The sequence below is a fragment of the Streptomyces sp. TAA486 genome, assembly GCF_000426165.1.
On record NZ_AUEV01000003.1, the window covers coordinates 154,116 to 178,722 of the forward strand.

Below are 24,607 nucleotides of genomic sequence, written 5' to 3' on the forward strand. Positions count from 1 at the left end.
AGGAGGAGGAAGTCCGCACTGGCACACGCCGCCGGGAAAAGCCGCGCGGCGGATCAGGCCGTGCGGCGTCCCCAAACCGGCACTCCTGTCACGGCGTCCCGTCACAACTCCTCGTCACAGCGTCCCGTCACAGCGTCCCGTCACAGCCCCTCGTCACAGCGTCCCGTCACGGCGCCATGGCCTCGTACAGGCTGAAGGCGGCAAGACCGATCATGACCAGTGCGGCGACCCTGGTGATCCACCGCAGCGGCACGAAGCGCATGAGCGTACGGCCGCCGAGGATGCCGATGGCCGCCACGGACCACAGCGCGAGCACGGCGCCGAGGCCGACGGAGACGGGATCGTCGTAGCGGGCCGCGAGGTTGGCGGTCATGATCTGTGTCAGGTCACCGAACTCCGCGACCAGGATGAGCATGAAGCCGCTGGACGCCACCTTCCAGAAGGACTGGCCCGCCGGGGTCCTGGCCTGTTCCTCCCCCTCCCCTTCGTCCTTCTTCAGCAGCAGCACCGCGGCACCGGCGAGGAAGAGCACACCGACGACGGCCTGGACGATGCGGTGCGGAAGCAGCGTGAGCACGCTGCCCGCGGCCACGGCGAGGACGACGTGCAGGACGAAGGCGGCGGCGACGCCCGCGAAGACGTACGAGGCGCGGTAGCGGGTCCCCAGCATCAGACCCGCGAGGGCCGTCTTGTCGGGCAGTTCGGCGAGGAAGACGACGCCGAAGACGACGGCTGCGACGGAAAGGCTGATCACTGATCGGTCCTCCGGGAAGGGCTGCCGTACCGGCGCGGAGCACGCTTCGGCACGGCAGCGTCGTACATGACTGACACTGCTCGGCCGAAGGTCTCGCTGGCGCCGCAGGCCCGGACCGGCCGTCAGCCGCCTGTCCGGGATGCCGCGCTCCGGGCGCCGGGGCGGGACGTACGGCCGGGCGCACCGTCACGGAGACGGAGGCCGCAGACCGGTGGTCCGCCCAGTGTGTCGACGGTCCGGCGAAGAGCTACTCCCCTTCTGCAGTCAGCAAGGCTAGACGATGCATGCGTCCGAAGGCGATCAGCTCCAGGACGGCAGCCACCGCGACCACCTGCACCAGCAGCAGAGCGACGAGCACGAACAGCTGCCAGCAGCGACGCGGCCGTCGTCATGGGCGAGGCGCGCGAGCGCGGCGACGGCGACTGCGGCCGGCAGCAGGACGGCCGCAGTCGCCGAGCGTGCGGCCGACGGTGAGCAGGGCTTCGGCGGCGAGCAGCGTAAGAGACCCCCTTGCGGCCGGCCGGTCAGGGCTCCGTAGAGGCTCCGGCGGGACGGATTGTGCGTCATGTACGAGGCGGGCGTGATGTACCGGACGGGCAGGTGGGAGGCGATAAGTGAAGGCTGCGAGGCGCGTGTTGGACGTTCCGTCAGCGGATTGTGACCAAGGCCTTGATGTGACGTGAACACGTCGTCACGCTGTTACCTGATGCCTGCCTTCCGGCAACGTGTCGTCGGCAACATCGGTCCAACACGGGCTGCACGCCTTGCAATATCCCCCCACACCGAGGGAGTTCGTATGCAGAAGCGCATACGCACCGAGCTCTACGCGCGTCGCCGCAAATCGGTCATCATCACCGCGCTCGCCGCGCCCGCCGCCGGGCTGCTGCTGTTCACGAGCGGGATCTCCACGGCTCAGGCCGAACCGCCCGCACCACCCAGCGCCTCCGAGGCGAAGACCATGCTGGACGGGCTGACGGAGCAGACAGAAGGCTCCATGGACGGCTACGACCGCGAGAAGTTCCCGCACTGGAGCGACCAGGGCGACGGATGCGACACCCGGGAAGCCGTCCTCAAGCGTGACGGCGAGGGCGTGGAGACGGGCAGCGACTGCTACCCGAGCAGTGGCTCCTGGACCAGCCCGTACGACGACGGCAAGTGGACCGACCCTTCGGACGTCGACATCGACCACATGGTGCCGCTCGCCGAGGCCTGGACCTCGGGCGCCAGCGACTGGACGCAGGACAAGCGTGAGCAGCTCGCCAACGACATGAAGATCGCGCAGCTCCTCGCGGTCACGGACAACGTGAACCAGTCGAAGAGTGACCAGGACCCGGCCGAGTGGATGCCGCCGAACGACAGCTTCCACTGCACCTACGCCCGGATGTGGATCTGGGTGAAGAGCACCTACGAGCTGACCGCGGACTCGGCCGAGAAGACCGCACTCACCGAGGCCCTGGGCAAGTGCTGAGTTCTGCCGGGGCCGCCTAGTCCGGGCACGGGCGCCCTTCTGGTCAGAACGCCGGTCACGACACAGAGCACTGCTCCGGAATGCACCTCTCCATGCGAGGGATCAGGGCAATTCCGGAGCAGTGCTCTTTGCGTGTCGGGGGCGGTGCGGGTGCGGTGCGGATGCGGAAGCCTGGGCATGGAGGCCGGAGCCCGGTGCGGGCACGTTCAGGATTCAGGGCTCCGGGTCTGCGGAGGGCTCGGGGAGCTGGGGTGAGCAGTGCTCTCGTCTGGAGCGACATGGCGCACCACGCTCGACGTGCATCGGCATGGAGCCGGCCCCTCCCCCAAGGAAAAAGAGCAGCGCCCCCAAAGAAAAGAGCGGTGCTCTCGTTGCAGGAAACTCGCCGGTTGCCCTGGTCGTTCCGTACCGTGCGGGACGACGGAGGGAGAACTCCATGGGCAGGCTGCGCCTGGGACCGCTGCTGCGTTACGTCGACGAGGACACGGCGACGATCTGGATCGAGACCGACGGGCCCTGCGAGGCCGAGGTCCGCTGTGCCCCGGGCAGCGCCGGCGGCAGCGCCCGTACCTGGCAGATCTCGGGCCATCACTACGCGCTGATCACCGTCGTCGGCCTCGAACCCGGCACCGAGACCGCCTACCGGCTTCTCCTCGACGGCACGGAGGTGTGGCCCGTGCCCGACTCCCCACTGCCTCCGAGCACGATCCGCACCCCCGCACCCGGTACGGGCACGGTCGACGTCGCCTTCGGCTCGTGCCGCTGGGCCGCCCGGCCCTCCGCCAGTTCCCACGACCCGGTGGGCCCCGACGCTCTCGACGCGCTCGCCCAGCGCGCCATCGCGGGCGGCGAGCGCCCGGACGTCCTCCTGCTCCTTGGCGACCAGGTCTACGCGGACGAGACCTCCGAGGCCGTACGCGAGAAACTCGCCGCGAGACGGGACCTTTCGGAGCCGCCGTGGAGCCAGGTCGCGGACTTCGACGAGTACACGCTCCTCTACGACGAGTCCTGGACGGACCCGGAAGTGCGCTGGCTGCTCTCGACCGTGCCCAGCTGCATGATCTTCGACGACCACGACGTGATAGACGACTGGAACACCAGCGACGCGTGGCGCAGGGAGATGCGTGAGACGGGCTGGTGGCGCGAGCGGATCCTGGGCGGGCTGGCCTCGTACTGGGTCTACCAGCACCTGGGCAATCTCTCGCCGGGTGAACTCGCCGAGGACTCGGTCTTCGCCGCCGTACGTGCCGCCGCGGGGGACGGGACGGCGGTGCTCCGTGAGTTCGTGGAACGCGCCGACATGCATCCGGACACTGCACGGTGGAGCTTCCGCCGTGACTTCGGCAGGGTGCGAATGCTGATCGTCGACACCCGGGCAGCAAGGGTGCTGGACGAACAGCAGCGCGCGATGCTCGGCAAGCAGCAGATGACGTGGCTGCGCGAGCAAATGCTGACGGGGACCGGACCGGACGACGGCCCGGGCGGCATCGCGACCCTCGAAGGCCCCAGCACCGCCGTCCACGATCCCGGCACACCCGCCGCCGGACCAGCCGACGCCGGAACACCCCTCACCTCCGGGCACGGGAACGACAGCGGCTACGACCACCTCCTCCTTGGCACATCGCTCCCGTGGCTTCTCCCTCCCGCGATCCACGACGCGGAGGCGTGGAACGCCGCCCTGTGCCGCGGCGCTCGGGGCGACCGCTGGGCGCGCATCGGCGAAGCGATGCGGCGGGCGGGCGACCTGGAGCACTGGGCCGCCTACCCCAGTTCGTTCGAGGCGCTGAGCGAACTCCTCGAGGAGGTCGCCGGCGCGCACAGGGCCCCCTCGACGGTGTGCGTCCTGTCCGGGGACGTGCACCACGCCTACGTCAGCGAACCCCGGTTCAGCGGTCCCGTGACCTCGCGGGTGCTGCAGCTGACCTGCTCACCGATGCACAACAGCATTCCGGCGGTGATGCGCGCCGGGTTCCGCTTCGGCTGGAGCCGCGCCGGTCGCAGCCTGGGACGTGCACTGGCACGCCACGGACGCACGGGGCGTCCCGTGGTCAAGTGGAAGCGCTCCGGGGGTCCCTGGTTCGGCAATCAGCTCATGACGCTCCGACTGCGCGGCCGGGCGGCCGAGTTGTGGCTGGAGCAGGCGCGGGCGGTCCCCGAGGGCGCGGACAGTCCAGGTGGTGTCCCCGGCGCGGGACGCGGCAGCCGCTCCCGCCTGGACCGGATTCTCGAGCGGACGCTCGTCCCGGCCCAGTCGCCTCCCCCGTCCCCGTCCCCGTCCCCCAACGAGCCGGGCCATAGCGGAGGTTGACCTTCCACCCGGAGGCTCCCAGCAGGGTTCCCCCGGGCCCTGAATATCCGTTATCCCGCTGAGACAGGACCGAGATCGATCCCGCACGTCCCAGCCGTCCCCCGCGTCACCGGCGGGCGTACGCTGGAGAGACCTTGATTTGACTGACTTCGTTCCCGGCCGGGAACGCACGGGGCGGCACAGCGACCGCGAGAGGTACGGGGACGAACGGTGCTGGAGATCCTGGGGTCTGTGACCGGATCCCCATGGCTGTACGGGATGATCGCGGCCTCCGTGCTGCTCGACGTCTTCGTGCCTCTGCTGCCGAGCGGGGTCCTCGTCGTCGCCGCCGGAACCGCCGTCGCGGGTACGGCCGCTGATGCCGCGGCCCTGCCCAGCCACGCACGTGACGCCGCCGAGTCGGCGCACCTCCCGGAGATCATCGCCCTGGTGCTGTGCGCGGCCACCGCCTCGGTGCTCGGCGACCTCGTCGCGTACCGCGTGGCCCGGCGGGGCGGTGACCGTTTCGACCGCGCCCTGTCCCGTTCGCGCCGCCTGAAGGCCGCTCAGGAGAAGCTCGGCCAGGCGCTCGCCGGGGGCGGGGGCGCGCTTGTGGTGCTGGCACGGTTCGCGCCGGCGGGGCGTTCCCTCGTCAGCATCACGGCGGGGGCCGCACACCGGCGCGCGAAGGAGTTCGTCCCGTGGTCGGCGCTGGCGGGGCTCACTTGGGCCGCGTACAGCGTGAGCCTCGGCTACTTCGGTGGCCGCTGGCTGGGAGCGACCTGGCTCGGGACGGCGGTCTCGGTGCTGGCGCTGTTCACGTTCGGCACGCTCGCGGCGTACGCGGTGCGCCGGACGGCTGACGATCCGGCGCGCCGGAAGCGCACGCGCTCCTCCTAGACGCACCACCCCGCTCCCGGCATGCCACGGCTCGGCCGTCCCGCTGGGAGCCCGTGCCCGGCCCCGGAGTTCACCGCCCGCGTTCACCCCGGATTCAGCGCCCCCGCTCAGGGAAAATGCATTCACCGCCCGTACTGGGCCAGCGTCCTGGTGTACTCCCAGGGCTTCTGCTGCACGCCCGAACACCGGTCCTCGGCCGGGTAGGGGCGGCTGCCGCACGGCCGGTCGCGGTTGACAGACCAGAAGGTGAGCCTGCCCAGCTTGTGTAGGCGCGCATGGGCGGCGATGGTTCGGAAGTCCGCGACACCGATCGTCTCGCCCTCCCCCGTGATCCCGTTCATGGAGGAGACGCCGCCGTGCTTGTACGCCTCGGTCTCCGTGTAGCCGTAGGCGTTCACCAGCCGGTTCCTGAGCCCGTCCACCGCGCGGGTACTGATGAGTCCCATGTCCTCGCCCTTCGCCGACGGCACGAAGGAGAAGGGCATGATGCTCCAGGCATCCGGCTCCACACCCGTCTGCGCCGCCCGGTCGATGAGCGAACTGTCGGGCCCGGAACGGTAGCTGGGCAGCGTGATGTACGTGACCAGTCCGGGGTTCGCCTTCTGTACGGCGGCGAGCGCACCGAGCATCTTCAGCTGCGCCTGCGCACTCCGGTACGCGCTCATCTCGATGTCGATGTCGATCGCCTTGAGGTCGTAGGCGTCGATCACCTTCTGGTAGGCGGCCGCGAGCGACGCCGAGTCGGGGCAGCTCTGCTCCAGCTTGTGACCCGCTCCGCCCCCGAAGGACGGGATGACGTCGCCGCCGGCCTTCCGCACGGCCCGGACCGTACGCTCGTCGACGCCGCCGGTCAGCGGCCGGTACCCGTCCCAGCGCGGCTCGCATGTGCCGCTGCTGAGGACGAAGGCGAGCGAGAACCAGCGCACGCCCGTCTCCTCCATCACCTTCGCCGGGTCCGGCGGGTCTCCCCAGCCGAGCGAGAGGTACGGGGCGACGGCCATCGGGGCGGGCGGCGGCGGTTCGGCAGTCGCCCGCGCGGCAGCGGGAGCGGGAGCGGCGGGGGTCACGGCACCGGCCAGGGCCAGGACGACCGCCGCGACGGCGACGGCGCGGCCGAGTCCGGTCCGTACCGTTACGGCGCAGTGGGTGCCGCCACGGGCGGAACCGGTGGCGCGGGTGGTGCGGGTGGCGCAAAGGCGGGTCAGTGCTCTCATCCGATCCCTCATCTCTCGGCCGGTGCCCCTCCCTGCCGAGATGCTGAACACGCCGGGCGCCGGGACACAGCATCCTGGCACCGGCGTGTCCTGCGTCCGTACGGACGCGTGCTCCGCACTGCCCGCGCCTCAACGTCCCGTAGTCCTCGGGGAGTTGACGGAAGGCGGGTCACTCCTCCGGGCGGACGATCTCCGAGAAGCCCTCACTCCGCTCCCAGCGGAGCGTGTAGAGACCGAAGTCGCTGTCGTAGAGGAAGACGACCCTGCTGCCGTCGTCGTTGATGGACGTGTCCTGCCAGCCGTCGAAGTCCTTCGTGATGTCGATGTCCCAGTCGGTCAGATCGCCGGTGCCCACCCCGGCGACCGACTCGGTCGGCGGCTCACCGTCGGAGCAGTAGAGCCCGAAGTCGGCGATGAGGGAGACCGTGCCTTCACGCTCGGCGAGGCCGACGCCCTGGCAGAGGTCCGTCCTGGTCTTGTAGAGCGTCTTCCACTTGCTCCACTTCCCGCCGCCGGCCGGCTGGTGCCTCTCCTGCACGCCGGTGCCCTTCACCAGCCGGACGTTGACCTTGCGGCCGTCGCCGAGCTCAAGCGTCGACTCGTAGTCGTCGTCCGCGGCCGCGGCGGCCGGCTCGTGTCGCACGTCGGCGCTGCCCGTGTCCCCCCGCACGTCCTCAGCGGCGGAGACGCCTTGTGCGGTGCCGTAACCCGTCGCCAGCAGCGCGACGACGGCCAGCCCGGCAAGCCCTGCCCTGTGTGCCTTGCGGATGCCCACGTCGTGGTTCCCCTCTGAGTGGTCGTTCCCCGTCGGAGCGCCTCCGCCCGGCGGCAGAGACGCCCCGAAGACGCAGCCGGCACGCTCCCCGGTTCCCGTGGCCAGCGCGGGCCGGGACCTCCAACGCCCTGGCCGTGGGGGCCAGTTCGGCGATTCAGCAACCGTCACCAGAATTACTTGAACGCCGTACAACCATCACCTCACTCCACCGGTCACATCATCGCCATCTCTCCTTCACCCTTCCATCACATCCACGGAGACACGACGATGAGCCGACAGCAGCCCGGCTGGGGCGCCCCCACGACGACGTACCCGCCCGCCCTGCAGCCCCGCAAATCCTCCACCGGCAGGTTCCTGGGCATCGGATGCTTCGGCATCGTCGCTCTGGTCATACTCATCGTGCTCGCCTCGGCCGTGATGGGCGGCGGCGAGAGCGGCAACAGCGGATCGGACAAGCAAGCCGCGTCCGGAAACACCGAGGACAAGGCGAAGGACGAGCCGAAGGACGCGGCCAAGGCGACGCCGGAGGCCGACAAGGGCGGAGCGGAGAAGGTGGTCTTCAAGGTCTGGGGCACCGCGCCCGCCGGCGTCGACATCAACTACGGAAGCGACTCCGATTCCATCCAGGGCGAGGGCCTGCCCATGACCAAGTCCATGAAGCTCAAGGACGACGCGTTGTGGTACCACATCAACGCCCAGCTCCAGGGCGGTGGAGACATCCACTGCTCCGTCACGGTCGACGGCAAGACGAAGAAGGGCCACGCCTCGGGCGGATACAACATCTGCAACACCCAGCTGTCCGGCGACCCGCTCGGCGGCTGGAACTGATCTGACCGCCCGTCACGGCGGAGAGCGATACCCCATCCCGGCCGCAGGGCCGGTCATCTGAGCACGTCGAGGGCCCGCCGCAAGTTCGCGGCGGCCCTCGACGTTCGGGGTGGCACGGGCCACGCGTGGAACCGCGCAAGGAATCCCCAAGCGGTCCACGTCCGGGGTTCCCGGGTTCCTGCAGCCGCATCCGCGCTGCGGTGACGTCGCCTCAGCGACGACTGTTCACCTGCTTGTGGAACAGCGGGGCGAAATCGTCGGGAAGCTGGCTGACCAGATGCCTGACCTGCCCGGCCGAAACCGCGTGAGAAACCGCGGACAACACGGCGGTGGCGTCCCATTCGGCGGTGTGGGGGCGGGCGCCGGTGCGTTCGCTGATGCGGCTGTAGAACTCGTTCAGATCGAAGGGTTCGCCGTCAGCGCGGTCCTCGTCCCGCAGGGGCTCGTCCAGGGGCGGCGGAATCTGCGCGGCGAGATCGTGAGCCTCGCTCGCGGTGATCCGGGAGGCCAGAACCGTCAGTACGGCGTAGGTCACGCGGTAGGCCTCGTCCTGATCCTGGTAGTCGCCCAGGTCGCGGACCTGTGCCAGGAATTCGTCTTCGCGCATGAATGGACACCTGTCTTCGTCATTCCGGGTTTCACCGGCGACATCGCCGGAACAAAACCTCTCTCGCATGCAGGGCACGGAAAGGGCTGGGCAGCGGACCTTTTCCGATGGGTGAATGTGTTGGGTTTCCCTGTGCGTGCCGCTGAAACCGGCCTCGTTTCATTCACCGCTGTCCGGTGAAGAATATCCACGTACTTCCGATATGCACTGCTCAGCCCCTTATACATGAATTGACTTGATTGATTCCTTTGGGTTTTGACGGGCGGGTGAGAGGCAAGTCGGACGGCGGCCTCACGCTGCGTTCGGCCCCCGAAGTTCACTGCGGCTTACTGGTGAGGCCCAGGGGCCGGCCACAGAAAGCCGCTTGCACAGCCCAGAGCCGAAGGAGCAAGCAGTGGAACTCACTCCGCTCAAGCCGCTTTACACGGAAGGAGAAGCCTTCGCCACCGTCTACCTGGAGGGCCGCTCTCCTGGCGAGGACGCCGCGGACCAGGTCCGGCTTCGCTGGAAGTCCCTGCGGGAGAGGCTCGCGGCCGACGGTGCCAACGAGGCCGCGCTCACGGCTCTCGACAGTGCGCTCGCGCGGGACAAGGCCGGCGAGGAGCAGGTCAACGGCCGGGTTCTCGTGGCGTCCGACCGTGGCGAGGTCGTTCTCGACGAGCCGTGGGACGCCTCGCTGGGCGCGGGCGACGACGCCCGCTGGGGCGTACTTCCCCAACCGGGTGCCTACGTACGGGAGGCCACCCACGCGGCCCGGGTGCTGCTGCTCGTCGCCGGGCATGACGAGACGAAGTTGAGCAGGCTCGTCGTGGCCCGGGACCTGACGGAGTCTCCGAAACGGGGCGCAGGACGGTGCGGCCGAAGGTTCGCACCGCTCGCGCACGGGAGAGCCGGCCCACCGGCGCATCCGGCACCGCACGGATGACGCCACGGTCGCGAACGGCGACGCCCTGGCTGCGGCCGTCTCCTCCGCGCTCGACCGCTTCACACCCGACGTGGTGATCCTCGCCGGCGAGGTACAGGACCGCACCTCCTCGCGCGACCAGCTGCCCGGCGACCTGCACGGCAAGGTCGTTGAGACCTCGCGCGGCGGCGCACCCGACCTGGGAGCCCAGGATGCCCTGGACGAAGAGGTGCTGCGCATCGCCACCGAGCACATCGAGCGGCGGCTCCAGGACAACGCGTCCCGGCTGCAGGAAGCGCTCGGCCACCAGGACGCGGTGCAGGGTGACGCGCAGGTCCTCAAGGCCGCCGAGACCGGCGCCCTGGAGACCCTGCTACTGGAGGAGGAAGCGGCCGCGAAGCGGGAGTCCCTGCTCCTGAGGGAGGCCTCGCGGACCGGCGCCCACCTGGCCCTCGTGCCGCAGGGCACCGGGCTGGAGGGCGGCAGCGCCGGCATCCTCCGCTTCCACCCCGAGGGCTGACCGGCGCCCAACCGAAGGCGAGCAGCGCCCGGTTCGCCGCACCGGTCCGCCCATACGGTGGACCATGAAGGGCCCGCCGCGAATGGCGCTTTCTGGGGGTCGTTGCAACACGTGGTCGTGTTGATCAGGCCACGAGGAGTTTATGCAGGCGCTCGGCTGGGGTTTCCCAGCCGAGCGTTTTGCATGGGCGGCTGTTGAGTTCGGCGGCGACGGCATCCAGGTGCTCGCGGGTGTGGACCGAGAGGTTGGTGCTTTTGGGGAAGTACTGCCGGAGCAAGCCGTTGGTGTTCTCGTTCGAGCCGCGTTGCCAGGGGCTGGCGGGGTTGCAGAAGTAGACGGGGATGTCGGTGGCGATGGTGAAGGCTTGGTGGGCGGCCATCTCCGAGCCCTGGTCCCAGGTCAGGGACCGCCGCAGGTGCGGCGGGAGCATCTTGACGGTCTCGATGAGGGCGTCGCGGGTGCTGGCCGCGCTGTGATCGGCGGGCAGGTGGGCGAGCATCACGTAGCGGGTGGATCGCTCCACGAAGGTGCCGATCGCGGATTTCCCGTTCTTGCCGATGATGAGGTCGCCTTCCCAGTGGCCGGGAACGGCCCGGTCGGCGGCTTCGGCGGGACGGTCGCTGATCATCACCATGTTCGGGATGCTGCGCGGTTGCCGCTTGTTGGACTGGCGGTGCGGCCGGCGCCGTGCGCGGCCGGTGCGCAAGGCTTGTCTCACTCCCGACGGAGTTCTCCGCGGCCTTGGACGTAGAGGGCCCGGTAGATCGTCTCGTGGACCACGTGCATCTCCGGCCGGTCGGGGAAACGTGCACGCAGAGCGTGGCAGATCTGTTCCGGGCTCCACCGCATCGCGAGGTGACGCTGGATGAAGTCGCGTAACGCGCAGTTCTGACCGATCTTGCCCGGGCTTGGGACGGGGGCGGCGGGCCTCTGCGCGGGCCTGGGCGGCGTGCGGCCGGTAGGCCAACCGGGAACGGTCTCCTCGCAAGGGTGTGCCGTTGCGGCGGATCTCCCGGCTGATGGTGGACGGGCTGCGGCCCAGCTCGGCGGCGATCTGCCGGATGCCGGCCTTCTCCCGCCACCGATCAGCGATGTGTATCCGGTCCGCCTCACGCAATTACCGGGACGGACCGGAAGGCGGCACCACCGCGTTGATCGGTGGTGCCGCCTTCTGTCTGCGGTCGGCGCTCCGGCCGTTCCGCCATCGTCGGCCGGTCTTCTCGTTGATGCCCACGATCCGGCATACCTCTTTGTTGCTCAGCCCCTGCTGCACGAGCTGGGAGTATGCCTCCCGCTCACGCAGCAGCTTCTTGGGCCCTTGAGCCACCGTCCGGATCTCCCGGATCTCGAAGTCCATCGCACCCCTTGGGCTGGGGTGTTGCGACGATCACTAGAACCCAAGAATCCTGCGGCGGGCCTTCGACGTGCGGTGCCTCACGACCAGCCGCAGGGTGGGCTCGCAGGCATGCTCTCCCCACACGGGAGCGGTGAGACATTGAAAAAGCCCTGGATGAATTGGCATCCGGGGCTTGATCTCGCGTATATTCAATCTTTCATGCCCACACATAAAAGGGCATCGGAAGAATTCAACCGCGAGCAGCATATCCCGTCAGGAGTGGAATTGTCAACCGACGAAATGCGGCAGGAACAGCAATTCATCACCGGCCTCTACACCCGCCTCGACCAGCTCAGGGAGCAGGCCGAGGAGTCGATGCGCGACGCGCTCGTGCAGGCCGGGAACGGTTTTCAGGCCAGGCTCGAACGGGATGTGCTGGTGGCGGAGCAGTCCGGGCTGCTCAGTGCGATCCACGCGGGGGAGAACGGGCTCTGTTTCGGACGCCTCGACTTCCGGGACGGCGCAACCCACCACATCGGGCGCATCGGAATCCGTCAGGACGACCCGTCCCGTACGCCCCTGGTGATCGACTGGCGGGCCGAGGTGGCGCGTCCCTTCTACCTGGCCACCGGTCATACCCCGATGGGCCTGCGGCGCAGACGGCACATCACCACAGAGGGGCGCACCGTCACCGCGCTGCACGACGAGTTGATGGACCTCAGCGACCCGACCCGCACCGGCCACGAGGGCACGGACGCGGACGAGGTCCTGCTGGCCGCCCTGGGCGCCGCCCGCACGGGGCGGATGCACGACATCGTCCGGACGATCCAGGCCGAGCAGGACGGCATCATCCGGGCACCGCACCAGGGCATCATGGTCGTCGAGGGCGGTCCCGGCACCGGGAAGACCGTGGTCGCGCTGCACCGGGCGGCGTATCTGCTGTACGAGCACCGGGAGTTGCTGGCCCGTCGGGCAGTGCTGATCGTCGGCCCCAACCCGGCCTTCCTGAGGTACATCGGCGACGTGCTGCCGTCCCTGGGCGAGACCGGGGTGCTGCTGGCGACACTCGGCGAACTCTTCCCCGGTGTGCGCGCCACCGGCACCGACAGTCCCGCCGCCGCGGAGGTCAAGGGACGCGTCGCGATGGCCGGCGTGCTGGCGAAGGCACTGCGTGACCGTCAGACCGCGCCCGAGTGGGCGACGGAGATCGACCACGACGGCTACGGGACGCTCCAGCTGGAACGGGCGATGGCCGAGGACGCGCGCTGGCGGGCGCGCGAGAGCGGGCTGCCGCACAACCTGGCCAGGCCCGTCTTCGCGTTCCACGTCATCGACGCGCTCACGGACCAACTGGTCGAGCGGATCGGCGCCGACCCGTTCGGCGGGCCGAATCTGCTGGGGCCCGACGACATCGCCCAGATGGGCAAGGAGATCGCGACGAGCCCGGAGGTCCACGCGGCCATCGACGAGCTGTGGCCGCAGCTCACCCCTCAGGAGTTCGTCGCGGACTTCCTCGCGGATCCGGTCCATCTCGACGACGAGTCGGCCGCGTTGATCCGGCGTCAGGGCGGGGCGTGGACGCAGGCCGACGTGCCGCTCCTCGACGAGGCCGCCGAACTCCTCGGCGCGGACGACAGTGCGGCCCAGGCGGCTGCCGAGGCCGAGCGTCAGGAGCGGATCGCCTACGCACAGGGCGTGTTGGAGCTGTCCGCCGGCTCGGAGACGTACGAGTTCGAGGACGAGGAGTCCGAGGTCCTCGCCGCGCACGACATCATCGACGCCGAGCGCATGGCCGAACGGCACGAGGAGGCCGACCACCGCAGCGCCGCCGAGCGTGCGGCCGCCGACCGGACCTGGGCGTTCGGCCACATCGTCGTCGATGAGGCGCAGGAGCTCTCGGCGATGGCGTGGCGGCTGCTGATGCGGCGCATCCCGACGCGTTCCATGACGCTCGTCGGCGACCCTGCACAGACCGCGGAAACCGCCGGGCTCGGCTCCTGGGAACGCATCCTGGAACCGTATGTGGGCGACCGCTGGGAGCACGTGCGCCTGGGGGTCAACTACCGCACGCCCGCCGAGATCATGGAGGTGGCGGCCGGGTTCCTGCGGGCGCACGACACGTCGTTCGCCGCGCCCCGCTCGGTGCGGTCGACCGGGGTGCGGCCCTGGGCGCTGCGAGTCGCCGCCGACGTCCTCGCCGCTGCCGTGGCGCGGGAGGCCGCGGCGGCCCTGGACGGCGGACGGGTCGCGGTCGTCGCCCCGGCGGCGCTGCACGCGTCGCTCCTGGCGGAGCTGCCGGACGCGGGTCACGGGCCCGAGCCCGACCTCACCCGGGACGTGGTGCTGCTGGACGCGAGGCAGGCCAAGGGGCTGGAGTTCGACACGGTGCTGGTCGTGGAACCGGCCGAGTACGGAGTGAGCGACCTGTACGTCGCACTGACCCGCGCCACCCAGCGTCTCGGGGTGCTGCACACCGTCGAACTGCCCGCGGAGCTCGGCGGATTGGAGGAAGCGGGGGCCATCAGCCGGTGAAGGGCTCGGGGCCGAAGCGGCCCCACGCGATGCATGCCGCAAGCGCGAGGTAGATGAGGTTCAGCGCCACGAACTTGAACTCGCCGCGTCGGCCATGGGTGACCATCGCGCCCACCATCAGCAGGACCCAGCAGACCGCGGTCACCGGCACCAGAACCGGCGCGATGCCGAGCACGGCGGGCAGGATCAGGCCCGCCGCGGCGAGGAGTTCCATGACGCCGAGGGTCTTCACGAAGCCGACGCCCGCGTCTTCCGTCCATCCCCCGCCCTTCGCCGCAGCCAGCTTCTCCTTGGGCACGAACGCCTTGCTGATGCCGCCGGTCAGGGCCACCACGGCCAGCAGTCCGGCAGCGATCCACAGCGCGAGGTTCATCATCCGCTCCTCGATCGAGAATCGCCTGCACACCTAGGACGGACAGCAGTCCCCGCCCTGTGACATCCGCCGACGCCCCTTCCGGGGAGGTGCACTCCCGTAGCGGCTTCCCGCGCACACCACCAGGACCGCCCGCCCTGTCCGTGCAGTCGCCGCGGCCCGGTAATCCAGGTGCCCCCACCCGGACGACGGGGCACGATGGCGGCGTGGCGAAGCAAGTGGAAGCGTTCCACGCGGAGTGGGAGCACTCCTGCTGCGGGAAACCGTTCCGCGTCGACGACGAAGTCGCCTGGGAGCTCGGGCTGATGGACCTGGACAAGGGCCAAGGGGCCACCTGGCGGGACCATCTCACCGAGCTCGACCCGGACGAGCTGCCCGCTCTGCGCCGCACGGCCGTCGATCGGGAGCCCGTCTCCCCGCCCAAGGGGGCGCGGATGTACGGGATGGTCGAGATGAGCCTGCACGGCTTGGCCGGCGGCGAGCCCGAGCGGGTCACCGCGCGGATCGGCGCCATCCACACGGTGGCGCTGTCCTGGCGGGAGGACCCGCCAGGGTCACGTGCGTTCACTCCGGTGCCCGGTCGGTTGTGGCTGCACGCCGTCGACAGCTCCGCAAACAGCGCTATCAGTCCGGACGCTCCGCGCGGCAGGCGGTGCGGCCTCGACGGCTGGCTCATCACGCTGGTGAACGTGACCCGGGGCCGGGCCCGGCGCCGCGGTCGGCGGCAGTAGGCGTCCCCGAATGCCAGGGCCCTGGCCCGCGAACCGGAGGTGTTCCTCCCGCTTCCGGGCCAGGGCCCAGCACCGCTGAGACCGTTCCGGCCTGACGGACGAGCCAGGCCGCCGGCGGATCAGATGTCAGGCGTCGACATCCGCGCAGACCGCAGAGAACTGCCCCTCGGTGGTGCCGCTGTTAAGGCTTTCGACCGTGACCTGCCAGGCCGTTCCGTTCAGCACGGGCCCGGACGTGAGCAGATCGATGTTGTCGGCTTCTTCGAGGTCGTTCGCCGAGGCCCCGCCACCGACGGCCCTCTTACGGAACCTGAGAGGTGGGGCAGGTCAGATGTCACCAGACCCTGCAGCAGACCCGAAGCCGCCTCTCACCAGAAGCTTCACGCGTGGATGGTCCGCTACCGTCCAGCGAGTTGTAGTCAGTGTTGTGACCTCTGGCTCCCTGGATGGCTCGCCTGGATGGCCGCTCACCGCTCGCGCCGGCTCCTGCGGGCGTGGCCCTCGACCACCTCGGTGAGGTGCTGTGCCAGCAGACCTGCCACGGGCAGCCGCAGGTCCGCGTCGCGGGCGGTGACGACGACGTCCCACAGGTCCTTGCTCCACGACCGCTCCCGTACGGGCGTGCCGCCGCGGTCGTAATCGGCCGCCATCCCGTCGAAGAAGCCCCAGTTGCGCACCACCCAGGAGTCGCCGAGGCTCGTCCGGGCGACGTCGAGGACGGCCTCCTCGGGGACGGCGTACGCCGCAGCCAGGTCCAGGGCCTCGTGCACTCCGGCGAGGGCGCTGAAGAGCATCAGCTGGTTGGCCAGCTTGACCGCCGCGCCCGCTCCGGACGGGCCGACGTGTGCCACCTCCGAGCCCACGGTGTGCAGCAACGGCTCCGCGCGCCGGAACGCGTCGCCGTCGCCGCCGGCCATGACCGTCAGGTCGCCGCTCTCCGCGCGCGCCGGTCCGCCGCTGACTGGGGCGTCCAGCAGGTGGATGCCGCGCCGGCTGCCCAGCTCGCTCAGACGGCGCACCGTCTCCGGCCGCACGGTGCTGTGCAGCACGACCGTTGAACCAGGAGCCAGCAGCGCGAAGAGCCCTTCGTCGCCGGCCAGGACGAGGGTCACGGCGTCGTCGTCCGGCACCGCCACTGCCACCAGTTCCTGACCGGCCAGCTCCCGGACCGAACCGGCCGCCTCGGCGCCGGCCCGCGCGCAGGCCTCCACGCGGCGCGCGTCGACGTCGTACACGCGCACGGCCCAGCCGCCGCCGAGCAACGCACGCACCATGGGTGTTCCCAGGGTGCCCAGGCCGACGAATCCGGTCCGCATCTCAGTCGGTCACCTTCCCGAGCAGGTACGTGGACTGCCGTGACTGGCGCATCCGGTGCACCGCGTACACCGACAGCCCGGCCACGACCAGAGCCATCGGCGGGAAGACGAACGCGCCGACCGCGCTGGCCGCGAAGCCGAAGAGCGCGATAGCGCGCCAGGTGCGTGCGTTCCTCGCGTGCGTGGCCCAAGCCGCCTTCACGCTGCCGGCCGAGGGGAATTCGGCGGGCGGCGGCGACGCCGTCCGCCCGGGGCGTGCCCCGAGCGCGAGCGCGCCCAGCGCCAGGACGGCGAACAGCGCCGCGAGACCGTAGGCCTGCTCGGTGAAGCGCAGGCAGGACACCAGCGCCAGGCAGGCCGCCATGATGAGGGTTCCAGGTCGCATCGCTCTCTCCCTACGCGAAGAGTTCCCAGGTGGAGACCACGCCCAGCAGGAACAGCACGATCCCCGAGATGATCACCCACCAGCGGGCCGCGGTGTTCAGCCGGTACTGCGGCGGAAGCACCTTCTTCTCCGTCCACACGATGGCCAGGCAGAAGACCCCACTCATCAGCAGGCCGCCGAGTACGGACGCCGGCGTCACGATGACCACGAGCTCGCCCACCGTCCACACCAGGATCAGCGACGTCACCAGCATGTAGCCATAGAGGTAGGGACGTACGGACCGCTGGCCCGCCAGGCGTACTCGGTCGGAGACCGCGCCCAGGCTCTCGTAGGCCGTGTAGCTGTACATCTCCCAGAAGGCGTAGAGGGAGCCGAAGAAGGCGAAGAAGACGGCCACGAAGTAGAGGTACTCGAAGGTCGGATGGACGGCTGTGAGGAATCCGGCCTGGTGGGTCAGGGTCTGGTCCTCCGAAGGAACCAGCCGTTCCTCCGACAGCAACGACGCGCCGTTCACCATGAACATGATGGAGAAGACCGCGATCGCGGAGAAGGAGAGGACCGCGTCCCCGAGCGGCACCCGGGACCATGCCCGTGCCTTCTCGGCCTCCTCCGGGTCCGGAGACAGGGGCAGGTACGAACCGCGGCCGGCGTCGGCGAACCGCTCGCTGAACGTCTTCACGTCACGGTGCGCGAGCAGGCCCCACTTCTTCTCGCGGAGCATCCCGGCGTAGGCGATGTAGTCGTACGTGCCGCCGCCGACCGCTCCGAGGTAGGCGCCGACCTCCAGCCAGACCGAACGCTCGGCGATGTCCGGGTAGTCGGCCTCCAGCCACGTCGCGTACTCGGGGACCGAGGGGACGAATCCGCGCAGCGCACCGAGCCAGTCGGGTTCCAGGACGATGACGCTGGCTGCGATGGCGAGCAGCATGAACCCGACGATGACGGTCTGCGCCGTCTCCAGCCGGTCGTAGCCGCCCACCCAGGAGAGCACCGCCGACAGGACGATGAGAAGAGAGGCCCACATCGCTCCGGTGCCGACCGTGGATTCGCCGATCAGATCGCCGATGCCGAGGCCCAGGCCGCTCATCCACGACGGCACGACGGCGATCGACGTCGCTCCGAAGACGATCGGGAACCAGCCCTTCGGGCCGGGGAAGACCGTGGCCCACCGGGTCATCGGGTGCTCCCCGGCCACCACGGTGTAGCGGTTCATGGAGTACGCCAGCGCCGCCTTCGTGATCGCCGCCACGACGAACGCCCATATCAGCGCGTAGCCGAAGATCGAACCGCCTCGCGAGGCGAAGATCATCTCGCCGCTGCCTATGTTGGCCGACGCGATGATGGCGCCGGGGCCGAGAACGGTCGCGGCTCCCACGAGGGTGAGGCGCCGTCGCAGTCTGTGTGGTGGTTCCGGATAGGTGAGGTGCTCGCCCGTCGCCCTCGCCTGGTTCTGATCTGTCATGACGCATCACTCCGTGGTGCTCGGTGCTCGAACTCGGTGCCTGTGGCCTGGTGCTCCGCTCCCAGGGCCAGCTCGCGGGCGGCGGCCAGTTCCATCTCGTGCAGCTTGGCCACGCGCCTGCGGAAGTGTTCGTCGGTGTGGAAGGAGGCGCCCAGGAAGGTGCGGAGCACGTCTTCGGCTGTGACGGGGCCGATGATCCAGGCACCCATGCACAGCACGTTGACGTCGTCGTGCTCCACGGACTGATGAGCACAGAAGGTGTCGTGGCACAGGGCCGCGCGGATGCCGGGGATCTTGTTGGCGGCGATGCACGCGCCGACCCCCGTACCGCACAGGAGCACTCCGCGGTCGGCCTCTCCGTTACGGACCGGTTCACAGACCAGCCGCGTGATGTCGGGGAAGTCGACCGGCTCCGTCGTGTGCGTGCCCACGTCCGTCACCTCGACGCCCAACTCGTCGAGGACGCCCTTGATGTGGTCCTTGATTCCGAGACCGCAGTGGTCGTTGCCGAGTGCCAGGCGCATCATGTTCCTCCGGTGGAGCGTGGGTTGCCGAGTTCGGTGTGCCGGGGCATGGCCTCCTGGGCTCCCGGCCGGGTCACGGCCGTCGAGGCGGCGAGGACGGCCGTCCCGATGGCCGCCTCCTCGTCCACTCCGCGGCTCAGCCCCGCGGCGAGGTAGCCCGCGAAGGCGTCCCCCGCTCCCACGGTGTCCGTTGCCTGAACGCGCGGTGCGGGGAAGAAGAGCGGCTGCTCGCCGCGGGTGGCGATCGCCCCGCGGGCGCCCAGGGTCGCGACCACGAGGCAACCGTGCCGGGCCGCGAGCGAGCGGGCGCAGTCCTCGGCCGTGCGGTCCCCCGCCGGGGTTCCGTCGGCCGCCGGGGTTCCGTCGGCCGCCGCGAGCTGGCGCACCTCGTGCTCGTTGACGAGGAGTACGTCGACCTGCGCCAGCAGCAGGTCGGGGTCCTGCGGCTGGTCCGGGTCCTGCGGCACCGGTGCCGCGTTCACCACGACGGTGGCCCCGCGCACGGCGGCCAGCGAGGCGGCACGGCGTACGACGGGGAGCGGGATCTCCCACTGCATCAGCAACACGTCCCCGGCACCGAGCGCTTCGCAGGCGGCCGTGACGTCGCCGTCGTCGATGTGGCCGTTGGCACCCCGGGTCAGGGCGATCACGTTCTCGCCGCAGCTCTCGACCAGGATGGTGGCCGTCCCGGTCGGCACGTCCTGCCTGCGGCGTACGAACGAGGTGTCGACCCCCTCGCGTTCGAGCGCGCCGAGGAGAAGCTCGCCCCCGTCGTCCTCTCCGCACGCGCCGGCCATGCGCACCGACGCTCCGGCACGGGCACACGCCACGGCCTGGTTGGCGCCCTTACCGCCGGGAAGCCGGCTCAGGCTCCCGCCCGCGACGGTCTCGCCCCGGCGCGGCAACCGCGGAACGGTGGTGACGAGGTCGACGTTGAGGCTCCCCAGCACAGTCACGCCGCCCATCACCGCACCGCCCGCCCGCGGTTCCGTGCGGTCGTCTGGCGCCGCACGATGTGCACGTCGAACATCTCCACGGCCGGCTCGTGACCGTCCATCGCCCGGTCGATCAGCAAAGCGGCGGCGCGGCGGCCGAGTGCCTGGATCGGCTGGTGGACCGTCGTCAGGCCCGGACGCAGGTACGAAGCCAGGTGGATGTCGTCGAACCCCACGATGCTGACCTCCTCCGGCACGGCGAGCCCCACGTCCTCCAGCGCCCGCAGCGCGCCGATCGCCATCAGGTCGTTTCCGCAGAACACGGCGCTGAACGGCCGCCGACGCCGCCGCAGAGCGCGCAGCCCGTCGTACCCGCCCTGCTCCAGGAAGCCGCCCTCGACCACCAGAGAGGCGTCGTAGGCGAGTTCGGCATCGTGCAGGGCGTCCCGGTACCCGTCGTGCCGGTCCTCGGCCACCGACAGATGCGCCGGGCCCCGGATGTGGGCGATCTGTTCATGCCCGAGTTCGATCAGGTGCTCGGTCGCCAGGCGGCCGCCGAGCCGGTGGTTGCTGCGCACCACCCACGCCCCGTCGATGCTGGTGTCCCGGTCCACGGTCACCACCGGCATCCCCGCCAGCGCCGCCGAGATCTCCTCGCCCCTGGCGAGACCGCCGACCAGCACCACTCCGTCCACCCGCTTCCGGCGCAGGTGCAGCAGCTCCTGCACGGCGACGTCCGTGTCCTCCGAGGTCTGGCACAGCAGCAGGAGCCGACCGTGCTCCGTGGCGGTCTCCTGTATCCCGTTGACCAGCTCCGGGAAGAACGGGTTCGTGATGTCGGGCACCAGCACCGCGATCGTGCCCGTCGCCTTGCCGTGCAGGCTGCGCGCGAGATCGTTCGGCTCGTAGCCCAGCTTCCGCGCCGCGCTGCGCACCCGGTCCCGGGTCGCCGGGCCGACGCGTTCGCTCTCGTTGAGCGCGCGGGACACGGTGGTGATGGAGACGCCGGCTTCGGCGGCCACGTCCCGGATGGTCACCATGCGCCACACCCCGGACAATCGTTTGCACGGGAATGCCGGTAATCATGGTCAAACGTTTGCATGGGCTGAAACTAGGCCCGGGTACGAAGGGGCGTCAAGACTTCGGTACGTATCCGCGGACCGGCTGTGAGCTGCCACGTCACCGCAGCCGGCAGCGCATTCGCGACGTAACGGCCCGATGAACGTCGGGCATGCCGTCGACGCACCTAAGCGGTGGTGGCTGGGAATAGCCGGCGCATCAAAGCAGTGGATGCGCACACCGACTTCGACGTGGCAGCAAAGGCGGAAGACCACCGGCCTTCGACCGAGAAAAACAGCGCACCGCCGTGGAACGGACCATCACCCGCTTGAAACAGTGGCGCGGCATCGCCACCCGCTACGAGAAGACCGCAACCATCTACCTCGCCGGACTCCGCATCGCAGGCACAAGGTGCTGCGCAACGTGGCGCAGTTGGTGACCACACCGGAGGGTCGCTCCGGTCGTCCGAGTAAGTCCCTCACGTTGGAACAGGCGAAGGCCATTCTCGGCTCCGACAAGGGAACCCGTACACACACGTATGTCGTGCTCTCCCTCTCGGTGGGAGTTCGTACGGAGGAGGTGCGTCCTGTGATAACCGAGGGGGCCGAAGTCCTGGACGCCATCTTCGCCGAAGGAGACGGCGAGGGGAGCCGCCGTGACGTAGCACCGAGCGGCACTGGCTCCCTGTTCGGTTCCCCGACCGGCGACAAGCGCTCGAAGGGCCGTCCACGCAACGACGTGGACGGCCCTTCGAATGCTGATCAGAGGGGGTGTCTACCCGGTGGGCACAACTGGGATCGAACCAGTGACATCTTGCTTGTAAGGCAAGCGCTCTACCGCTGAGCTATGCGCCCGAGAACGAGGCCACAGACTACCTTGTCCCGCGCCCGAGGGCGCAAACCCTTGTTGACGCTGCCCCCTCGGCCGCACGGCCTTCCGCCGGGAGCACGGTCCGGTTCGCGTCGGGAGCGCGGTCCGGTTCGCGTCGGGAGCGCGGTCCGTCCGCGATCTGTTCGGTGCCTTTTGCACGTATCGTTGAACGAACTGGCTCGTGTGTTCGTTGGCACAGGGTGGGAGAATGACCGGCGATCACTGATGCGGCACGTGGGGACGCGGGGAGAGGTTCGGTGGCGGCTATGAACGGCGGCGGTACACGCCGCTGGGGCTGGGGCGGCGCCCGTGCGGAGCACCAGCGTGCCGATGCGCAAGCCGCCAAGGACGACGCCGCGGCGGCCTTCTACGAGCTGGACACCGCACAGCGTGATCTGCGGATCTCCATCGAGACGCTGAACGCCGTCGACGACTCCCCGGCTGCCCGCAAGGCGGTGGCGGACTTCGCGGACTTCGGCTCCCGGATCGATCAGGTCAGCCAGGAGTACATCTCCGTCGTGGACGCTCACGACCTGGACCGGGACGACCTCGATTCGGGCGCCGCCGCCCGCGCGCGGGCCGAGCTGGGCAAGGTGCGGCAGGACCTGGAGCGCGTCAGGGGTGAACTGCAGCGGTTCGGGGAGAGCCTGGGGCCGCTGCTGTCGCAGGCCGAGACGCAGCTGGCGCGCCTCGCTCCCGCCGTCGAGCGAGCCAAGCAGGGCCTGCTCGCCGCGTCGAACGCGCTGGACGCGACCCGCGACTCCGGGCTCAAGGCCGACGACCTCGCGGGCCGGCTCGCGGCGCTCTCGCCCGATCTGACCAAACTCAACGAAGGCGCTGGTCAGCACGGTGTGCAGGAGACGCTGCGGCGTGCCGACCGGGTCCTGCGCGAGGCCGAGGCCGTACGCGGCGAGGCGGCTCGTCTGCCTGAGCGTGCGGCGGAGATCGACAAGCGACTCGCCTCGCTCCGTACGCGCGCGCAGGCCCTGCACACCCGCGCGGGCCAGGTGGAGCCGGTTCTCAGCGAGCTGCGGCGGCGCTTCAGCGCGGCGTGCTGGCAGGACCTGCAGCAGGTCCCCGACCAGGCGGCCCGCTCCGTGCGGCAGGCGGAGGAGAAGCTGGCGGAGGGCCGCAAGGCGCGGGACGAGCAGCGCTGGGCGGACGCGACGTCGCAGCTGTCGACAGTGCGGGCGCTGCTGAACTCGGCCGACGAATCGATCAAGGCAGCCGGGGACCGTCTGCAGCGGCTCAACGAAGTCTCCTTCGACCACACGAAGGAGGTCGAGCGCACGCGTTTCGCGATCCGCGACGCCCAGCGGCTGGCGATGGCCGGCCGCAGCACCCCGGATCCGTCCCACGCGGGGCCTCTGGACGATGCCGTCGCACGCGTCGACCGTGCCGTGGCCGCGCTGACGGGACGCCATCCCGACTACTGGCACCTCCTCACCGAGCTGGACGCCGTGAAGGAGACAGTGCAGCGGGTCGTCGAACAGATCCGGGAACAGAGAGCGGCCGGGCACTGACGCCTGCGGTCGGCCGGCTTCCCATGTGAGGTCCGCCGCTGCGCCTCCGGGGGGCGCGCCGCCACTGCCGTGTGCCGGATAGCATTCCTGCATGCCCCGATACGAGTACCGCTGCCGCGAGTGCGACACGCAGTTCGAACTGGCCCGGCCCATGACGGAATCCGGTGCCCCGGCCGCCTGCCCTCAGGGGCACGGGGACACCGTGAAGCTCCTGTCGACGGTCGCCGTGGCCGGCACGTCCGCCGCGTCGGCGCCCGCCGCGAGCGCCGCGCCTGCGGGCGGCGGCTGCTGCGGCGGCGGTTGCTGCGGCTGACACCCGACGGCAAAGCAGGTCCGCGCAGGAGGGCTCAGGCCCTCCGTCTGGGAGAACGCTGCTTCCAGTGCGCGGGCCTGTCGAATCCCTCCGGAATCCGCGTCGCCGGGCTGCCCTTCGCCGCGTCGAGCTGCTGCTGGGTGAGGAACAGGGCTCCGGTGAGGTCCGCTCGGCTCAGGTCGGCGTCCCTCAGATCGGCTCCCGTCAGATCTGCCGTACGCAGGTCGGCCCGACGGAGGTCTGCGGCGATCAGCCGGGCTCCTCGCAGTGACGCCCCTCGGAGATCCGCGCCGGCGAGCCGGGCTCCGGTGAGGTCGGCGCCCCTGTGGTCCCTCATGTGACTGCTGCCGAGGCCGTGCGGCCCGGATCTTACGAGTTCGCTGGCGCGCAGCAGCAGTTGGTTGACCCGTTCCCGGTGCAAATGCACGTCCGTGGCAGCGAGTTCGTCCGCTGTGCCACCGGTCAGACGTGTCATGTCGTCCAGGGCTCGGCGCAGTTCGCCGCGGAGGGGCCGGGCGGCGGGGTGCGCGACGGCCTCCGTCAGATACAGCAGCAGCTCGTGCAGCTGCCGCATCACCGGGAACACCTCGAACATCCGCTGTGCCGTGGCGGGTTCGCGCCGCCAGTCCCGTCCGCCGAAGGTGTACTGCGAGACCTGCTGGCCCGCGCCGAAGCAGTCGTAGACGGTGCAGCCGGAGAAGCCCCGCTCACGCAGCCGGTCGTGAATGCCGCAGCGGAAGTCGCGGCGAAGGTTGGGACAGGGCCGGCCGGCGTCCTTGTCGAACGCGAAGTCCGCGGACGCGGCGAAGGGCAGCGCGACGCAGCACAGGCCGAAGCAGTTCGCGCAGTCGGCCCGCAGATGCCGGGGCCGGGCTGGAGTCACTGCAGCCTCCTGCGCTGGGTGCGGGCGTTCGATCCTGCCATTCACCCTTCCACCGGAGGTATCGGTTTTTCCGCCCGTTCGGTGACCGCCCCTCCGAGGTTGCGCCCG

Annotated in this window: 23 protein-coding genes, 1 tRNA gene and 2 pseudogenes; 12 read left to right on the forward strand and 14 right to left on the reverse strand. The window is 70.1% G+C overall.

Translation table 11 applies throughout. The annotated features are described in order from the left end of the window. Positions 1-166 precede the first annotated feature (166 nt). Complete coding sequence (locus tag I004_RS0107400) at positions 167-754, reverse strand: TMEM165/GDT1 family protein (protein WP_028434951.1); 588 nt, start codon at positions 752-754, stop codon at positions 167-169. A 280-nt stretch (positions 755-1,034) separates the two neighbouring features. Here I004_RS0107400 and I004_RS39810 point away from each other — a divergent pair, with 280 nt between their 5' ends. The 4 genes from I004_RS39810 to I004_RS0107420 all read left to right on the forward strand — a co-directional run bounded on the left by I004_RS39810 (position 1,035) and on the right by I004_RS0107420 (position 5,409). Continuing rightward, positions 1,035-1,292 carry a hypothetical protein gene (locus I004_RS39810; RefSeq protein ID WP_199779347.1) on the forward strand — a complete coding sequence of 86 codons (258 nt, stop codon included), beginning with the start codon at positions 1,035-1,037 and terminating at the stop codon, positions 1,290-1,292. A gap of 258 nt (positions 1,293-1,550) precedes the next feature. Continuing rightward, complete coding sequence (locus I004_RS0107410; RefSeq protein ID WP_037975357.1) at positions 1,551-2,222, forward strand: HNH endonuclease family protein; 672 nt, start codon at positions 1,551-1,553, stop codon at positions 2,220-2,222. 436 nt (positions 2,223-2,658) lie between these two features. Further along, entirely contained in the window at positions 2,659-4,530 is a 1,872-nt protein-coding gene (locus I004_RS32775; protein WP_051344816.1) for an alkaline phosphatase D family protein, read from the forward strand. A gap of 210 nt (positions 4,531-4,740) precedes the next feature. After that, a complete protein-coding gene (locus I004_RS0107420; RefSeq protein ID WP_028434953.1) occupies positions 4,741-5,409 on the forward strand; it encodes a VTT domain-containing protein in 669 nt (222 codons plus the stop codon). A 122-nt stretch (positions 5,410-5,531) separates the two neighbouring features. Here I004_RS0107420 and I004_RS32780 read toward each other — a convergent pair whose 3' ends face one another. Together I004_RS32780 and I004_RS32785 are read right to left on the reverse strand one after the other, a co-directional pair. Further along, entirely contained in the window at positions 5,532-6,623 is a 1,092-nt protein-coding gene (locus I004_RS32780; protein ID WP_199779348.1) for a chitinase, read from the reverse strand. 169 nt (positions 6,624-6,792) lie between these two features. Then, positions 6,793-7,398: a hypothetical protein gene (locus I004_RS32785; protein ID WP_051344817.1), complete on the reverse strand. Its 606-nt coding sequence runs from the start codon at positions 7,396-7,398 to the stop codon at positions 6,793-6,795. Between the two features lie 267 nt (positions 7,399-7,665). Here I004_RS32785 and I004_RS40190 point away from each other — a divergent pair, with 267 nt between their 5' ends. After that, entirely contained in the window at positions 7,666-8,226 is a 561-nt protein-coding gene (locus I004_RS40190; protein ID WP_486579838.1) for an MmpS family transport accessory protein, read from the forward strand. 211 nt (positions 8,227-8,437) lie between these two features. On the opposite strand, the gene I004_RS0107440 is transcribed toward I004_RS40190, so the two are convergent. Continuing rightward, entirely contained in the window at positions 8,438-8,833 is a 396-nt protein-coding gene (locus tag I004_RS0107440) for a DUF2267 domain-containing protein (protein WP_028434955.1), read from the reverse strand. Positions 8,834-9,227: 394 nt separating this feature from the next. On the opposite strand from I004_RS0107440, the gene I004_RS40195 reads away from it, so the two are divergent. Continuing rightward, the gene (locus tag I004_RS40195; protein WP_486579839.1) at positions 9,228-9,758 is read left to right on the forward strand and encodes a hypothetical protein; all 531 of its coding nucleotides are present in this window, start codon (positions 9,228-9,230) and stop codon (positions 9,756-9,758) included. After that, complete coding sequence (locus I004_RS40200; protein WP_486579870.1) at positions 9,739-10,257, forward strand: baeRF2 domain-containing protein; 519 nt, start codon at positions 9,739-9,741, stop codon at positions 10,255-10,257. Before I004_RS40195 ends, I004_RS40200 begins: the two co-directional genes overlap by 20 nt. Before the next feature lie 124 nt (positions 10,258-10,381). Here I004_RS40200 and I004_RS32795 read toward each other — a convergent pair. Beyond that, positions 10,382-11,614 (reverse strand): annotated as a pseudogene (locus I004_RS32795) (IS30 family transposase). A 279-nt stretch (positions 11,615-11,893) separates the two neighbouring features. On the opposite strand from I004_RS32795, the gene I004_RS0107455 reads away from it, so the two are divergent. Further along, positions 11,894-14,125 (forward strand): AAA family ATPase, encoded by a 2,232-nt coding sequence (locus I004_RS0107455; RefSeq protein WP_051344818.1) that lies wholly within the window; start codon positions 11,894-11,896, stop codon positions 14,123-14,125. Here the strand turns inward: I004_RS0107455 and I004_RS0107460 are convergent. Next, positions 14,115-14,498: a DoxX family protein gene (locus I004_RS0107460; protein WP_028434957.1), complete on the reverse strand. Its 384-nt coding sequence runs from the start codon at positions 14,496-14,498 to the stop codon at positions 14,115-14,117. The two genes, I004_RS0107455 and I004_RS0107460, sit on opposite strands and share 11 nt — an antisense overlap. Before the next feature lie 206 nt (positions 14,499-14,704). Here I004_RS0107460 and I004_RS0107465 point away from each other — a divergent pair, with 206 nt between their 5' ends. Then, a complete protein-coding gene (locus tag I004_RS0107465; protein WP_028434958.1) occupies positions 14,705-15,229 on the forward strand; it encodes a DUF6578 domain-containing protein in 525 nt (174 codons plus the stop codon). Between the two features lie 467 nt (positions 15,230-15,696). Here the strand turns inward: I004_RS0107465 and I004_RS0107470 are convergent, their stop codons facing one another. From I004_RS0107470 to I004_RS0107495, 6 genes are read right to left on the reverse strand one after another with little or no spacing between them, the layout of a single operon-like run. Continuing rightward, positions 15,697-16,545, reverse strand: a complete 849-nt coding sequence (locus tag I004_RS0107470) for an NAD(P)-dependent oxidoreductase (protein ID WP_028434959.1) — start codon at positions 16,543-16,545, stop codon at positions 15,697-15,699. A 1-nt stretch (position 16,546) separates the two neighbouring features. Continuing rightward, on the reverse strand, positions 16,547-16,930 hold the full coding sequence (locus I004_RS0107475) for a hypothetical protein (RefSeq protein WP_158677014.1): 384 nt from the start codon (positions 16,928-16,930) through the stop codon (positions 16,547-16,549). 10 nt (positions 16,931-16,940) lie between these two features. Next, complete coding sequence (locus I004_RS0107480) at positions 16,941-18,392, reverse strand: Nramp family divalent metal transporter (RefSeq protein WP_028434961.1); 1,452 nt, start codon at positions 18,390-18,392, stop codon at positions 16,941-16,943. Then, positions 18,389-18,919: a ribose 5-phosphate isomerase B gene (gene rpiB / locus I004_RS32800; protein ID WP_486579840.1), complete on the reverse strand. Its 531-nt coding sequence runs from the start codon at positions 18,917-18,919 to the stop codon at positions 18,389-18,391. The genes I004_RS0107480 and rpiB overlap by 4 nt, the downstream gene beginning before the upstream one ends. Beyond that, entirely contained in the window at positions 18,916-19,881 is a 966-nt protein-coding gene (locus tag I004_RS0107490) for a ribokinase (RefSeq protein WP_051344820.1), read from the reverse strand. The genes rpiB and I004_RS0107490 overlap by 4 nt, the downstream gene beginning before the upstream one ends. Further along, positions 19,881-20,891: a LacI family DNA-binding transcriptional regulator gene (locus I004_RS0107495; RefSeq protein WP_028434963.1), complete on the reverse strand. Its 1,011-nt coding sequence runs from the start codon at positions 20,889-20,891 to the stop codon at positions 19,881-19,883. The genes I004_RS0107490 and I004_RS0107495 overlap by 1 nt, the downstream gene beginning before the upstream one ends. 260 nt (positions 20,892-21,151) lie before the next feature. On the opposite strand from I004_RS0107495, the pseudogene I004_RS38040 reads away from it, so the two are divergent. Then, a pseudogene (locus I004_RS38040) lies at positions 21,152-21,349 on the forward strand (IS5-like element ISDge16 family transposase); the annotation flags it as partial. A 343-nt stretch (positions 21,350-21,692) separates the two neighbouring features. On the opposite strand, the gene I004_RS0107500 reads toward I004_RS38040, so the two are convergent. After that, positions 21,693-21,764, reverse strand: a tRNA-Val gene (locus I004_RS0107500). A 282-nt stretch (positions 21,765-22,046) separates the two neighbouring features. On the opposite strand from I004_RS0107500, the gene I004_RS0107505 reads away from it, so the two are divergent. Both I004_RS0107505 and I004_RS0107510 read left to right on the forward strand, forming a co-directional pair. Continuing rightward, positions 22,047-23,303, forward strand: coding sequence for a coiled-coil domain-containing protein (locus I004_RS0107505; RefSeq protein ID WP_199779355.1), 1,257 nt, complete (start codon positions 22,047-22,049; stop codon positions 23,301-23,303). 91 nt (positions 23,304-23,394) lie between these two features. Further along, complete coding sequence (locus tag I004_RS0107510; protein ID WP_028434965.1) at positions 23,395-23,616, forward strand: FmdB family zinc ribbon protein; 222 nt, start codon at positions 23,395-23,397, stop codon at positions 23,614-23,616. A gap of 34 nt (positions 23,617-23,650) precedes the next feature. Here I004_RS0107510 and I004_RS0107515 read toward each other — a convergent pair whose 3' ends face one another. Continuing rightward, positions 23,651-24,499: a pentapeptide repeat-containing protein gene (locus I004_RS0107515; RefSeq protein WP_028434966.1), complete on the reverse strand. Its 849-nt coding sequence runs from the start codon at positions 24,497-24,499 to the stop codon at positions 23,651-23,653. Positions 24,500-24,607 lie beyond the last annotated feature (108 nt).

Coding starts and splice junctions, on each gene's coding strand:
- I004_RS0107480 (WP_028434961.1), bottom strand. CDS start 18,392: ATGACAGATCAGAACCAGGCGAGGGCGACGGGCGAGCACCTCACCTAT.
- rpiB (WP_486579840.1), bottom strand. CDS start 18,919: ATGATGCGCCTGGCACTCGGCAACGACCACTGCGGTCTCGGAATCAAG.
- I004_RS0107475 (WP_158677014.1), bottom strand. CDS start 16,930: ATGCGACCTGGAACCCTCATCATGGCGGCCTGCCTGGCGCTGGTGTCC.
- I004_RS0107410 (WP_037975357.1), top strand. CDS start 1,551: ATGCAGAAGCGCATACGCACCGAGCTCTACGCGCGTCGCCGCAAATCG.
- I004_RS0107470 (WP_028434959.1), bottom strand. CDS start 16,545: ATGCGGACCGGATTCGTCGGCCTGGGCACCCTGGGAACACCCATGGTG.
- I004_RS0107505 (WP_199779355.1), top strand. CDS start 22,047: ATGAACGGCGGCGGTACACGCCGCTGGGGCTGGGGCGGCGCCCGTGCG.
- I004_RS32780 (WP_199779348.1), bottom strand. CDS start 6,623: ATGAGAGCACTGACCCGCCTTTGCGCCACCCGCACCACCCGCGCCACC.
- I004_RS0107510 (WP_028434965.1), top strand. CDS start 23,395: ATGCCCCGATACGAGTACCGCTGCCGCGAGTGCGACACGCAGTTCGAA.
- I004_RS0107490 (WP_051344820.1), bottom strand. CDS start 19,881: ATGGGCGGCGTGACTGTGCTGGGGAGCCTCAACGTCGACCTCGTCACC.
- I004_RS32775 (WP_051344816.1), top strand. CDS start 2,659: ATGGGCAGGCTGCGCCTGGGACCGCTGCTGCGTTACGTCGACGAGGAC.
- I004_RS0107440 (WP_028434955.1), bottom strand. CDS start 8,833: ATGCGCGAAGACGAATTCCTGGCACAGGTCCGCGACCTGGGCGACTAC.
- I004_RS39810 (WP_199779347.1), top strand. CDS start 1,035: ATGCATGCGTCCGAAGGCGATCAGCTCCAGGACGGCAGCCACCGCGAC.
- I004_RS0107495 (WP_028434963.1), bottom strand. CDS start 20,891: ATGGTGACCATCCGGGACGTGGCCGCCGAAGCCGGCGTCTCCATCACC.
- I004_RS0107455 (WP_051344818.1), top strand. CDS start 11,894: ATGCGGCAGGAACAGCAATTCATCACCGGCCTCTACACCCGCCTCGAC.
- I004_RS0107460 (WP_028434957.1), bottom strand. CDS start 14,498: ATGAACCTCGCGCTGTGGATCGCTGCCGGACTGCTGGCCGTGGTGGCC.
- I004_RS40190 (WP_486579838.1), top strand. CDS start 7,666: ATGAGCCGACAGCAGCCCGGCTGGGGCGCCCCCACGACGACGTACCCG.